This is a genomic window from Pseudomonadota bacterium (assembly GCA_010028905.1).
Lineage (GTDB): Bacteria > Vulcanimicrobiota > Xenobia > RGZZ01 > RGZZ01 > RGZZ01.
On sequence record RGZZ01000099.1, the window covers coordinates 1 to 13,230 of the forward strand.

Below are 13,230 nucleotides of genomic sequence, written 5' to 3' on the forward strand. Positions count from 1 at the left end.
GCAGTGGCGCCGCTGCCCGACGAGAGCGGAGGCAGGCGACTCGTGGCCTGGGTGGTGGCCTCGGTTGCGACGTGCGCATCGCTGCCGACGTGGATGGCCGAACGCGTGCCCGCCTTCCTCGTGCCTTCTGCGTTCATCGCCCTCGACACGCTGCCGCTCACCGCCAACGGCAAGGTGGATCTGCGCGCGCTGCCTTCCGCAACGATGGCGCCTGCGCCACGTCACGTCGCTCCGCGAGACGACCTCGAGCGCTCCCTGGTGGAGATCTGGGAGACCGTGCTCGACGTGACCCCCATCGGGGTGACCGATGGCTTCTTCGACCTCGGCGGGCACTCGCTGTCGGGCGCCCGCGTCGTGGCGCACATCGAGCAACACCTCGGCTGTCGAATCTCGCTGACCACGCTCTTCGAGGCCCAGACCATTTCGCGTGTAGCCGCAGCGATCCGGGGAGACTCGGTTGCGACCCCCCCCGACACCATCGTGCCCCTCGAGGTGCACGAAGACGGCACGCCCATGTACTGGGTCCACTCGCTGGGCGGAGACGCGGGGGGCGGCTTCTTCTACTACCGACCGGTGTCCCGGCGCATGGCGCCAGAGCACTCAAGCTTTGGCGTCCGCGCGCCGAAGCGGTCGTTCGACCGCATCGCACCCATGGCCGAAGCCTACGTCAACGCCCTGCTCGCCGTTCACCCTGGCGGTCCGCTGAACATCGGAGGCTTCTGCTTCGGCGGCATCGTGGCATACGAGATGGGGCGCCTGCTGCGCGCGCGAGGCTGCGAGATGGGGGTCGTGGTGCTGGTGGACACGGCACGCCCCGACCACGCCACAGAGGGGAAGCCTTCTCTGGGCAGGCGTGCTGCCCGCCACGTGCGCACACTTGCCGCCATGACCTGGGGCCAGCGCTGGCGCACGGCGAAAAAAAAGGTGCGCAGCTTGATCAGAAAGGTGAAGAGCCCCTCAGACAGCAGATCGAGCCACCTCGTTCCCCTCGAGGACGCCATGGATCTCAGCGCCTACCCGCCAGACTACATCGACGCCGCGAAACGTCACTGGGAAGCCCTGCAGCGCTACGCGCCAGGCCGCTACGACGGCCGCGTGCTGCTATTCTGCGAAGACGGCGACGACGCGACGATAGACGGCTGGAGGCGCCTCATCGACGGCCCCCTCGAGGTCCACCCCATGTCGTGCCCGCACGACGCCATGATGGAAGCGCCCAACGCTGCGCGCATCGCCGAAGTGCTGCGCGCGGCGCTGAGGGGCAACGGCAGAGGCTGAGGGGCAACGGCAGAGGCTGAGGGGCCTCGCTTCGTCGATTGTTCGGATTCTTCTTGCCGAACAGCGCTGAGCAGAAGCTGTAGTGAAGCCGATGCTCATCATTCGGCTGGAATCAGGCCCGAACAGATTTCGAGGAACTCATTTCGAGAATCTCGAAATGTACAACCAGCAGCACAGAACACCCCGTGCGCCGCACGCCAAAACCGGCAGTGAGGCCTTGCCATGAACACGATCCACGCGATGCAACCGCGCCCTCCCGTCAGCGACGAAGAGCTTGCACGAAGCCGATTCCACGCTGATGAAGCCTACGACCCGGCCATCCTTGGGCAGGTCGTGAACACCGCGGGCGTGCGGGTTCTCGTGTACGACGAGTTTGCGGTGTACGACATCCACGCGCATCTGCTGCACGCGGGCAAAGGGCTGTCAGAAGACGAGATCAGCGCGCTGGTCGAAGAATCAGAAGACATCATCAGCTACAACGACCAACCCGAGATCAACTGGCCCCATCGGTGGGTTCTCGTGGCCGAGTGCGCCGAAGACGACCTGCCCAAGACCCCTGAAGAAGCGGAAGACCAAGAGGGGCTGTGCTGGCTGCGTCTTGATGACATATGCTACGTACGCGACCAGGAGAGCCTTGATTGGGAGGGATATGCCCGCACCCAGCTGCTCGACGGAGATGACGAAGAAGAATACGACGACGAAGAAGAAGCGCACGAAGACGACGAGCCCGCCTGACGCTGCTCGCGTTGACGGGCTCGATTCACACAGCGCATCGTGGCGACGTCGATCAGACTGCTACGAAGAGACGTTGCTCGGCGTCGAGCGAGATGCCCTGAGGGGAGGCCGGGCTGCCATCGTGGGTGATGGCGATGCGCTCGATGGAACCGGTGCCAGCATTGAACAAGATCACCTGTGCCGTGGCAGGATCACTCACGTACACCGTGCCGTCGGTCGCCACCTCGACGTCGTACGGGTACGACAGCACTTCGACCCCACCGATGCCGCGAAGATAAGCGCCGCGCAGCGTGTAGACCTGCACGCGGCCGTTGCCCGTGTCGACCACATAGACCTCTTGCTCGATGACGGCCACGCCCATGGGGCCGTTCAGATTGGAACCCGTCAGACCGAAGCCACCGAACGAGAACTTGAACTCCCCGTTCAGGCTGAAGGCCTGCACGCGGTGTGCGGCGGCGTCAGACACGTACAGACAGTCGTTCGACCCCACGTCGATGCAGTTGGGCGACAGGAACTGGCCGTCACCGGTGCCATACGTGCCGAACTGCCCGACCGCAACCCCGTCAGCGTCGAGGATCTGCACCCGCGCGTTGCCCGCGTCGACCACATAGATGTAGCCATTCGGCGCGTAGACGAGATCGCTCGGACCGTTGAACCGGCCAAGCTGGGTGCCCTGGCCCCCCGTCGTCCATCTCCTGTCACCGTGGGCCTCCTTGGCGAAGAGCGTGTTCGCGGACTCATCAATGCCGAACAGGGTTCCCGTGCCGTTGAACGTGAAGGCGTCGACGCGAGACGTGACAATCGGAGCGCCCCCCGCCACCGCGGCATCGGTTCCGAGCAGCGGCGAGCCCGTGGCCGACAAGCCGCTTGCGCTACCGCCTCCGCAGCCCGCCTGGGTGAGCACAACCAGACCCAGGGAAGCGGAAGCCACTGACAGAAATTCGCGCCGTCTCATGCGTTCAGACCTCCAGCGTGTATGCGGTCTGGAGTTCCCCGTCGAACGCCGCCCCCCTGCCGCCCCGAGGCGCTAACATGAAAAGAAGTCGACGCTCGTGCAGGGAATCGGCACGTTGAAGCCGCAATGACCTGTGCAGCAGCGCTCTCCCCGCGTCGTGGTGCCCGTCCGAACGGGCAAGAAGGGCCGCAGACGAGATCGCGCACCGAAGTGAAGGGCGACAGGTACGCATGGCTGATTGCTTCTTAGGCGAAGTCCAGATATTCGCAGGCAACTTCGCGCCCGCCGGCTGGGCTTTGTGCCAAGGCCAGCTGCTGAGCATCGCTCAATACGACGCGCTTTACAATCTCATCGGCACCACCTATGGGGGAGACGGCGTGAGCACGTTCGCGCTCCCCGACCTGCGCGGGCGGCTCGTGCTGCACGCCGGAGGACAGGGCGGCTCGAAGTACGCCACGGGTCAGACAGGGGGCAGCGCCACCCAGACCCTCACCGCCGCCAACCTCCCGCCCCACACGCACGCGTTGCAGGCAAGCTCGGCCGCGGGCACGCAAGCCTCACCCACCAATGCCTACCCCGCGGCCGGCCAGAGCTACGCCACCACGGCCACAGCCACAATGGCGGCCGACACGGTGGGGTCGACGGGTGGCAGCCAGCCGTTCTCGGTGCAGCAGCCCTTCGTCGGCATCAACTACATCATCTCGCTCTCCGGAATCTACCCCGCCCAATCTTGAACTGTGGAGGTGTGCCATCGTGGCTGACGCGTTCCTGGGCTCCCTGAAGATCGTATCGTTCAAATTCGCCCCCCGCGGTTGGGCCCTCTGCAACGGCGCAACCATGCCCATCAACCAGAACCAGGCGCTGTACTCCCTGCTCGAAATCACCTACGGTGGCAACGGTGTCAACACATTCAACCTGCCAGACCTGCGAGCTCGCGTGCCCATCCATCAAGGGCAGTCCCCGAGCAGCGGAACACAGTACGTCATGGGCCAGCAACAAGGCGCAGAGCAGGTGACATTGACGCAGGCAACCATGCCGATGCACGTTCACGCCGTGAACGCGACGACCACCACCGACACCACAGGCTCGTCGGTGGGCAACCACTTCGCGGCGGGCGGCACTGCCTACGCCACCAGCACCGATGCCTCGATCCTGGCAACCGACGCGGTCGGTCTCGGTCCAGGCAACAACACTCCCGTCGACATCCGGCAGCCGTTCGTCGCCATGAACTACGTCATCGCCCTGCAGGGCATCTACCCCTCGCGGGGCTGACGAAAAGCGAGCAGGAGAGAATCACATGGAGAGCTTCATCGGCGCAATCACCCTCTGCGGCTTCAACTTCGCCCCACGCGGCTACGCCACGTGCAACGGTCAGATCTTGCCGATCCAGCAGAACACCGCATTGTTCTCGCTGATCGGAACCTACTATGGGGGCAACGGCATGCAGAACTTCGCCCTGCCCAACCTGGCGGGACAGACGGTGATCATGCCAGACGGCAACCAGGTACCCTACATCGGTGAGATCGGGGGTACCGAGGCCAGAACCCTGCTTCTCCCCAATCTCCCTCCCCACACCCATACCATCGCGGCAAGCAGCAACACAGGCGCAAGCGGGCCGGTGGCACACTACCCCGGGGGCAGCGGCAGCTACGACGCGGCCGCAGCCAACACGACCATGGCGCCTCTCGCCCTCGCACCCGCCGGCCAGAACCTCCCCATATCGCTCATGAAGCCATACACCGTGATGAACTTCGTCATTGCGCTGTACGGCATCTTCCCTCCGCGCAGTTGACGCAGCGCCCTGCCCGCGAATCCGATGGCGCGTTCCTGCGCCAGCTGTACGAAGACGTGCGCGCCCGCGACATCGCCGCGTGGGGCCCCATGGCCGAGACCCTGGTCCCCATGCAGCTGCGTGCCCAGGAAGGGTCGTACCGCGCCCAGTTCCCCGACGCCGACCACCGCATCATCGAATGCGACGGAGTCGCGGTGGGGCGATGCATCGTGTGGCGCTCAGCCCACGAGATTCGGGTCGTCGACGTCGCCCTGCTCGCCGCCCACCGCGGACGCGGCCTTGGCACGGCGGTGCTGACCCCCCTCTGCGACGAGGCCCGGCAGACAGGCAGACCGCTGCGGCTGCACGTCGACGCAATGAACGAAGCCGCCCGTCGTCTCTATGAGCGTCTGGGCCTGCGGGTCACCGAGCTGGTCGGTGTGCAGTGGGCCATGAGCCTCGACCCAGTCACGCAGGCCAGCCCCACCCTATCCCCCTGAGAGAGAAGCCCCGTGGAGATCAACTCGCGCCTCACCCTCGAGACGTTCCAGCAGAACCTGAACACCACGTTCCGCGCCTACCTGAAAGACGCTGACGCCATCGACCTTACGCTGGTGGGCGCCCGACACATCAAGCGCGATTCGCTGCAAGACATCTTCTCGGTGGCGTTCCGCGGGCCAGCCGATCGCGCCCTCGAACAGGGCACCTACCAGCTCGACCACACGCGTATGGGGGCCTTCCAGATCTTCGTCGTGCCCTACAAGAATGATCAAGGCTTCGTCTTCTACGAGGCCACCTTCAACCGGCTGCTGCGCCCGCTGCGCATCGACTGACATCGCCCCTCGGAGGCCTCTGGCACGCCCCCGACTGCGTCTGCGCCATGCCACACGATCGACCCCCCCTTTTTGAAAAACCCTTCGCGCCTGGGCCTGCAAATCTCGGCAGCACACGTGTCCAACCTGTCACGAAAAGGAAGTTCGGAACAGGAGGACAACCGCAATGATTGGCGGCGGCATGCAGAATGGGGCGGCTCTTGCGCAGCTCCAGAACAACGATTTCTTTCAGGCGCTCTACCTCAAAGATCACGGCTTTCACGCCACACCCAACAAACCTGGCGCTCCCCGTCAGAGCCTCACCGAGTCGTTTGCGCACGGCTATCCCCACACCTCAGACGGCATCTCGCTCTCTCGTGCGGCCCTGCAGATTGCGCAGCAGCAGCGCCAGGAGATGGAGCGATACAGCGGCGGCCCCGTGAGATGGTGCAACGCCCCCAAGCCGTCATCGGTCTACCGATGGGCCCAGCAGCCCAACCACAACCGGGGCAGCGCGTACTTCGCGGAGGGCCAGTGGCTCAACCCTCGTAATCGATGGCACATCGGCCTCTGACCGGCCCGTGCGCGGAATGCGCTACGGCCCCGACAGCCGATCGGCATACCCCGTGAGCTCGACGTAGCCGTTGCCGTTGACGCGGCCATCGGCCGAGGTGATCTTCACCGCCCCCTCCCAGTAGCGAAACGCCCCCTGGAGCTCTTGGTCGGCAGCGAGGGGCTCGACGCGCAGGTCGAGCCCCTCGCTGGGGATGCGCACCCGCCACGACGACGGGTAGGCCGTCTTGCTGTGAGGGCTGCGCCAGGTTGATGTGACGTCGACCTGCACGTCGGCGAGGCGCAGCGGCTTGACCCCGTTCACGGTCATGACGCTGCCGCTCGAGTTGGGGTCGAGGGTGCTGTCACGCCGCCGCATGTGGTAGAGCATGATGTCGCGCCCATCGGAGAGCTGCAGGGCGAACCAGTCCCACCCCACTTCGTCCTTGCTCAGGGCTGAGGTGCTCCACTCGCGGTCGAGCCAGCTCTGACCCGAGACCGAGACGACACGCCCCGCCGATCTCACCGTGCCCGTGGTGCGCAGTCGCGGAATGGAGTAGTAGTACGATGCGTTGGCCGGATCGACGCTCTTGTGCGACAGGCCGTGATCTCCCTGGGCCACCACCTCACGCTCTGGGGTGACCACCAGGTCGATGGAGGCCTCTGGCGTGTCGGCCCGCAGATGGGCGCCATCGCCCTCCGCGCGCATCGACCACGACTCGACCCAGGCGTCGAAGGCCGCCCCTCCGCCGCGGGCCGCCGACCGCGCCCCCGCAAGACCCGCGGCGCCGCGGCTCCAGCGCTCATCGCTGACAAACGCCCCGCGCCGAACGTCGGTGAGCGCGAAGTGCGCGAAATAGACCTGCGAGGCCCCCCACGATGATGGGCGCTTCTGCGCATGCGGCGTGAGGGCGCGCCTGAACACCGTGAGCTGGTATCCATAGTGCCCTCCGTCATCACCGTCGAGATTGCCCGTGTAGTACCACCACTCGGTCTGATACGCAGGGTGAGGCCCGGCGTCTTCCGGGAACACAAAGGGTCGTGGGCGCAGCGCCCGCGCAAAGCCCTCGGTGCCCGCCCCGCCAGACAGCGCATCGGTGACGCTGGCGCCGTTCGCCGTGGCGGCCGACCCGCTGCCCCCTGCAAGCCACACACGCGCGAGCACGCCCCCTACCACGAGCATCACCAGAAACAGCAAGCCTCGTCGCACGCGCATCACTCGCTCCTCAGGGCCTCGGCCGGCGCCACACGCGAGAACCGCCAGGCCGGGTAGATGCCGGCCAGCAGACCAGCAGCCACGGCGATGACGAACGCCGACAGGTAATACTCAAACCGAGGAACGAACGCCATGGTCCACCCGAACGATCGCGGATTCACCACGTGCACCAGGGTATAGGCCAGCAGGGTTCCCACGGGCAGGGCGAGCACGCCCGCCGCAGCCCCCATGAGCCCCGTCTCGATGACGATGGCGCGGGCCAGCTGGTTCACCGTCATGCCCACCGCGCGAAGCACCCCCATCTCGCGGCGTCGCTCGAGCTGCAGCGCCATGAGCGTGCTGAGCACGCCGATGAAGGCCACCAGCATCACCAGCGCGCGCAGCGCGTGGGTGATGGCAAAGGTTCGGTCGAAGATAGAGAGCGCGGTGGCGCGCAGGGTGCGGTTCGACATGATGTCGAGGGCGATGCGCTGGGCGAAGCGCGCCCGCAGCGTGTTGGCGAAGGGCTCCACGTCAACGCCCGACCGCAGGTACACCGCAATCGACGAGATCTGATCGTCGTGCCAGCCCGCGCGGTAGACAGGCCCCGCCATCGAGATCGACCCGCGCTCGGTCCCGTAATCGTAGTAGATCCCCGAGATGGGGAACGACCGCGGCCCATCTTGGGTCGGCAGCGTGATGGCCTGGCCCGGCACGTGACGTATGCCGTGACGATAGGCGAAGGGCTCTGACACGATGACGGCCCCCTGCGCAATGGCACGGCGCACGTCGTCGAGGCTGCCGTCGGTGTAGATGAACTGTCGGTGCGCCACCACGTCACCGTCGACGGCCAGGCAGAACACGAGACCGTAGTCCGGCGTGTCGAGCTTCGTGAGCCGGGCGGTGTCTACGTGATCGACCGGCGCCAGCGCGGCGATCTCACGCGCCACCGCGCGCTCGAGGCTGTCGGAGCGCGAAGCCGTGCCCGCGGGGGTCGAGACGAAGATGTCGGCCTGCAGCGTCACGCCCAGCCAGTCATCGACCGTGCGCCGGAAGCTGCCCACCATCACGTCGAGCCCCACGATGATCGACACCGCCACCATGAGCGCTGCCACCGCCACCGCCGAGCGCGACAGCGATCTCACAACGGCGCGCGACGCCAGCCGCCCCGCAACTCCACCGAAGACGCGTGCCACGGGCCCTGCCAGCTTCATCAGCCCCATGGTTGCCAGGGGGACGAGCAGCGCCGCGCCGATGAACTCGAGCAATATGGCGGCAAACGCAACGTCGACCCGACGCGAGGGCACCGCGAGAATGACCTGGCCGCTCACGAACAGCAGCACGCCCAACGCGCTCACCCACGGCACGGCGCGCCCCACGCGGGCCTCGAGCACCGAACGGCGCAATCCCCCGGCGGGAGGCACGGCGGCAGCCTCCCAGGCCGGCACCACCGCCGATACAAGCGCGGCCCCAACCCCCACGACGAAGCCCTTGATCAGGGTGAACGGCTCGATGGCGGTGTCGGTCACCGTGAGCACGAAGTACAGATCATTGATGGTGCGCGTCACGAGCCGCACCGCCCCCTGCCCGAGCAGCACGCCGAGCCCCAGCCCCAGCAGAGACGCCACGACCCCGAGCGTGAGCGTCTCGGCCATCACCGCCGCGAACAGCTGCTCACGGGTGACCCCGAGGGCACGCAACGTGGCAAAAACACCCCGTCGCTGCACCACGAAGAACGTCACCGTGTTGAACACGAGAAACGCCCCCACCACGAGCGTGAGCAGGCTCACCGCGAAGAGATTGAGCTCGAACGACGCGGTGAGCTGCTCGAGCGATTGCCCGCGCTTTCGCACGGGCTCGATTCGCACCCCCGCGGGAAGCGCCGCCTCGACCCGCCGCAGCACATCGGCATGGTCGTTATCGATGAGGAGATCGATGTGCGAGAGTCTCTCCGGGGTGTCGAACACCTCCTGCGCGGTGGCGATGTCGGCGATGAGCAGTCCGCTGAGCGCGCGCGCCGCCGAAGCGTCGGTGGGCTTGAGAAGGCCCGCCACCGTCAGACGCACCCGTCGACCGCCGCGCGTCACCTCGAGCGGCTGCCCGACGGTGACGCCGAACTGACGCGCCAGGTCGGCCGAGATCAGCACCGCGCCAGGATGGGTGAGGAACGCCGTGAGGTCACCGAGGGGGGCGTCGTGGCTGCCCGTCTGATCGAGCAGATAGCTGCGGAACGCCCCATCGGCAAACGGGTCGACCCCGAGCAGACGCATCATGCGCCCATCAAGCGACACCGCCTCGACGTAGTCCTCGATGACAGGCGCGCATTCGCGAACCCCGAGGTCGACCCGCAGACGGCGGTACAGATCGGCGTCCACGCCCGTTCCCGACCCCACGACCTGATGGGTGGCCTTCCCGGCAAGACTGGCCACGGTGAGGCGAAACGAGCTGCGAACCGATGCATTGGCGATGTCGATGGCCACCACCACGGCCACCCCGATGGCGATGCCCAGCAGCATGAGCGCGGCCTGCAGGCGATGGCCTGCGAGGTGGCGCAGGCCCACGCGCACGAGACGGCCGATCACGGGACGTAGGGCTCGAGGTGCCCGTCGTGCACGGTATACACCGCGTCAGCCAACGCCACGACATCAAGGCTGTGGGTGGCCATGACGAGGGTCTTGCCCGACTCGCGCGTGAGCTTGAGCAGCAGCTCGAGCACCTGGTGCCCGGTCTGCTCATCGAGATTGCCGGTGGGTTCGTCGGCCAGAACGAGGTCCGGATCGTGGGCAAGCGCGCGGGCGATGGCCACGCGCTGCTGCTCTCCGCCGCTGAGTCGGTCGGGCATGGCGTGCGCGCGGTGGCCGAGACCCACGCCCTCGAGCATGCGCTGCCCCGCCTCGCGCGCCTGGTCGACCGGGCGCCCCGCCAGCTCGAGGGGCAGCGTGACGTTCTCGAGCACCGTGAGCGTCGAGATGAGGTTGAAGAACTGGAAGACGATGCCCACGCGATCACGGCGGAAGAGCGTGCGCTCGCGCTCGGGAAGCGCGGTGATCACCGTGTCGCCGATGCGCACGGAACCTGCGTCTGGCGCGTCGATTCCGCTGAGCAGGTTGAGCAGGGTGCTCTTGCCCGAACCGCTCTTCCCGAGAAGCAGGGTGAAGCCCCCTCCACGGAACGTGCAGGTCGCACCACGCAGGATGGGGTGGCGCTCTCCCCCCTCGTCGTACGAGCGGGTGAGGCCCTCGATGTGCACCGGAACAGCCGTCGAGCTCACCCGCGCAGGTTCGCTGCCCGCAGCCCAACAGCCTCCCTGTCATCGTGCCTCTCCCCACCCCTGAAAAGCCGGTGACATGTTCACAAATCCGGACTTGGACCGGGCGGTCCGGCCGCTTAGAATGAGGGCACTTGTTAAAGAAACGTCAATTCGCGCACGGCGTCACCGCCCAACATCATCCAAGCTCAGTTCAACGGGTGGGGCGCCGCGACGATACACCTGAAAGGGGTCCCGAATCGTGATCACCAATGACATCCGTAGCCTCAGCGTCGCGCAGTCCACCCCCCAGACCCGCAGCGCAAACGCCGCGGCCGCTGCGCCGGTCGCCGCGGAACCAACCGACTGCGCCACCCTCAGCGCCACCCCCGCCGCCGAGAAGGCAGCCCCAGCCGCAGCCACCAAGGCCGACGTTGCAGCGCCGGGCAAGCCCGAGTACATGCCTGGGCAGGTGATCGTGAAGTTCGACCGCTCGATGACGAAGAGCGCGGTGGAGAGCCTCGTCAGCCGTCAGGGGCTTACGACGATGAAGCGCTTCGCCATTCCCGAGCAGATGCAGAAGTCGTTCGGCGGTGAGCTCTACCAGTTCAAGGTGCGCGCAGGCGAGACCGTCGAAGATGCCATCAAGCGCATCTCGGGTCAGCCCGGTGTCGCCTATGTCGAGCCCAACTACAAGATCCACATCGACGACCCGAAGACCTCGAGCGACGCCCAGCTCACGAAGTCGCTTCAGGGCGCGCAGCCCGGCAGCGCCGAGGTGGTGCCCAACGACCTCGACTCCCGACTCTGGGGCATTCGCAACAAGGGCCAGAACGGCGGCACCGCGGGCGTCGACGTCGGCGCCGTGGGTGCGTGGAGCAGCACCACCGGAAAGCCGAACGGCCAGGGTGCGCTCATCACCATCATCGACACGGGCCTCGACTACACCCACCCCGACCTCGCCGCCAATGTGTGGACCAACCCGAACGAGATCCCGGGAGACGGCATCGACAACGACAACGACGGGTACGTCGATGACATGCACGGCGCCAACGTCAACGCCAAGACCGGCAATCCGATGGATGACAACGACCACGGCACCCACTGCGCGGGTACCATCGGCGCCGTCGGCAACAACGGCAACGGCATCGTGGGCGTGAACTGGAACGCCACCATCGCCTCGGCGAAGTTCCTCGACGCCAACGGCAGCGGCTCGTACGCAGACGCCATCGAAGCGGTGCTGTACGCCACCCGCATCGGCTCGCGCGTGACCTCGAACTCGTGGGGCGGCGGCGGCTTCAGCCAGGCCCTGTACGATGCCTTCAAGGCCTCCCCGGCCCTACACATCTGCGCCGCGGGCAACGAGAGCTCGAACACCGACAACACCCCCTCCTACCCGGGTGGGTTCGACCTCGACAACATCGTGAGCGTGGCGGCCATCGACCGCAACGGTCACCTCGCCAACTTCTCGAACTACGGCGCCACCACCGTCGACCTGGCGGCCCCAGGCGTCGACATCTACTCGGCCCAGCCGGGTGGCAAGTACCAGAGCTTGAGCGGCACCTCGATGGCGACGCCGCACGTGAGCGGCGTGGCAGGGCTGATCCTGGCCCAGTACCCCGACATCACCAACGAGCAGCTCAAGGCCCGCCTGATGAACACCGTCACCAAGGAAGACGAGCTCGCAGGCAAGATGGTGAGCGGCGGTCGTGTGAACGCAGCCAACGCGCTCGAGAACGACGCGGTTCCGCCGGACACCGTGGGCGACCTCGCGGTGGAGAAGGCCGGCGCCGCCACCATGACCCTGGCGTTCACCGCCACGGGTGACGACGGGGTGACCGGCAATGCCAGCGCCTACCAGCTGCGCTGGTCGAACAGCCCCATCACCGACGACGCGTCGTGGAACGCCGCCACCGCGGTGCGCAACCTGCCTGCTCCGGGCGCCCCGGGCAGCAAGGAGCGCCTCACCGTGGCCATCGTGCCCGACGATCAGCCCAAGCCGTACTACTTCGCGCTGCGCGTCGTCGACAACCTCGGCAACCTCTCAGGGACGGCCACGGCCACGGCCACCAGCGTGCCGGCGACCATCGCGTTCAAGGACGACTTCGAGTCTGACAGCGGCCAGTGGACCGCTGCCGGCGGCTGGGGCCGCGTGAACGTGCCCGGTCACGGCATGGTCTACACCGACTCCCCCAACGGCGCCTACCCGGACAACGCCGACAGCAAGCTCACCTCGAAGCCCATCAGCCTCACCGGCGTGAAGAACCCGCGGCTGCTGTTCAGCGAGAAGCACGACACCGAGGCCCGCTACGACTTCGCCCGCGTCGAGATCTCCGACAACGGCGGCAAGTCGTGGAGCGAGCTGGCGAAGTACGACGGCACCCAGGACTGGACCGACCGCAACTTCGACCTCAAGGCCTACGAGGGCAAGACCGTGCAGGTGCGCTTCCGCGTGACCTCTGACGGCTCCATCGACAAGGATGGCCTCTACGTCGACAACCTGCGCATCGCAGGCGACCCGGCTTCGTCGAACTGACCTTCGGCGAGTACCATCCACATCGGGGCGGGGGGCATCAGCTCCCCGCCCCTTCTCGTCTCCAGGCAGCGAAGGTCACTCGACAGGAAGTGCCGCCGAGGAGGCGAAGCGCCCCAGGCCATGCAAGGGATTTCCGATGCTCAGTTCAACAT

At 66.6% G+C, this 13,230-nt stretch carries 13 protein-coding genes; 9 read left to right on the forward strand and 4 right to left on the reverse strand.

The features are described 5' to 3' along the window. Both EB084_09230 and EB084_09235 read left to right on the forward strand, forming a co-directional pair. On the forward strand, positions 1-1,275 hold a 1,275-nt coding region (locus EB084_09230), incomplete at its 5' end, for a hypothetical protein (protein NDD28431.1). Positions 1,276-1,497: 222 nt separating this feature from the next. Then, positions 1,498-2,010, forward strand: a complete 513-nt coding sequence (locus EB084_09235) for a hypothetical protein (protein ID NDD28432.1) — start codon at positions 1,498-1,500, stop codon at positions 2,008-2,010. 52 nt (positions 2,011-2,062) lie between these two features. Here EB084_09235 and EB084_09240 read toward each other — a convergent pair whose 3' ends face one another. Beyond that, positions 2,063-2,965, reverse strand: a complete 903-nt coding sequence (locus EB084_09240) for a hypothetical protein (protein NDD28433.1) — start codon at positions 2,963-2,965, stop codon at positions 2,063-2,065. 230 nt (positions 2,966-3,195) lie between these two features. Here EB084_09240 and EB084_09245 point away from each other — a divergent pair, with 230 nt between their 5' ends. The 6 genes from EB084_09245 to EB084_09270 all read left to right on the forward strand — a co-directional run bounded on the left by EB084_09245 (position 3,196) and on the right by EB084_09270 (position 6,122). Continuing rightward, the gene (locus EB084_09245) at positions 3,196-3,699 is read left to right on the forward strand and encodes a phage tail protein (GenBank protein ID NDD28434.1); all 504 of its coding nucleotides are present in this window, start codon (positions 3,196-3,198) and stop codon (positions 3,697-3,699) included. Further along, complete coding sequence (locus tag EB084_09250; GenBank protein ID NDD28435.1) at positions 3,611-4,237, forward strand: phage tail protein; 627 nt, start codon at positions 3,611-3,613, stop codon at positions 4,235-4,237. Before EB084_09245 ends, EB084_09250 begins: the two co-directional genes overlap by 89 nt. 25 nt (positions 4,238-4,262) lie before the next feature. Continuing rightward, entirely contained in the window at positions 4,263-4,757 is a 495-nt protein-coding gene (locus EB084_09255; GenBank protein NDD28436.1) for a phage tail protein, read from the forward strand. Then, entirely contained in the window at positions 4,754-5,236 is a 483-nt protein-coding gene (locus EB084_09260; GenBank protein ID NDD28437.1) for a GNAT family N-acetyltransferase, read from the forward strand. The genes EB084_09255 and EB084_09260 overlap by 4 nt, the downstream gene beginning before the upstream one ends. Before the next feature lie 12 nt (positions 5,237-5,248). Continuing rightward, the gene (locus EB084_09265; protein ID NDD28438.1) at positions 5,249-5,569 is read left to right on the forward strand and encodes a hypothetical protein; all 321 of its coding nucleotides are present in this window, start codon (positions 5,249-5,251) and stop codon (positions 5,567-5,569) included. 166 nt (positions 5,570-5,735) lie between these two features. Further along, positions 5,736-6,122, forward strand: coding sequence for a hypothetical protein (locus EB084_09270; protein ID NDD28439.1), 387 nt, complete (start codon positions 5,736-5,738; stop codon positions 6,120-6,122). Positions 6,123-6,143: 21 nt separating this feature from the next. Here EB084_09270 and EB084_09275 read toward each other — a convergent pair whose 3' ends face one another. From EB084_09275 to EB084_09285, 3 genes are read right to left on the reverse strand one after another with little or no spacing between them, the layout of a single operon-like run. After that, the gene (locus tag EB084_09275; GenBank protein NDD28440.1) at positions 6,144-7,283 is read right to left on the reverse strand and encodes a carotenoid 1,2-hydratase; all 1,140 of its coding nucleotides are present in this window, start codon (positions 7,281-7,283) and stop codon (positions 6,144-6,146) included. Between the two features lie 32 nt (positions 7,284-7,315). Further along, the gene (locus EB084_09280; GenBank protein ID NDD28441.1) at positions 7,316-9,877 is read right to left on the reverse strand and encodes an ABC transporter permease; all 2,562 of its coding nucleotides are present in this window, start codon (positions 9,875-9,877) and stop codon (positions 7,316-7,318) included. Next, positions 9,874-10,566 (reverse strand): ABC transporter ATP-binding protein, encoded by a 693-nt coding sequence (locus tag EB084_09285; protein NDD28442.1) that lies wholly within the window; start codon positions 10,564-10,566, stop codon positions 9,874-9,876. The genes EB084_09280 and EB084_09285 overlap by 4 nt, the downstream gene beginning before the upstream one ends. A 238-nt stretch (positions 10,567-10,804) precedes the next feature. On the opposite strand from EB084_09285, the gene EB084_09290 reads away from it, so the two are divergent. Then, entirely contained in the window at positions 10,805-13,078 is a 2,274-nt protein-coding gene (locus EB084_09290; protein ID NDD28443.1) for a hypothetical protein, read from the forward strand. The last annotated feature ends 152 nt before the right edge of the window (positions 13,079-13,230 follow it).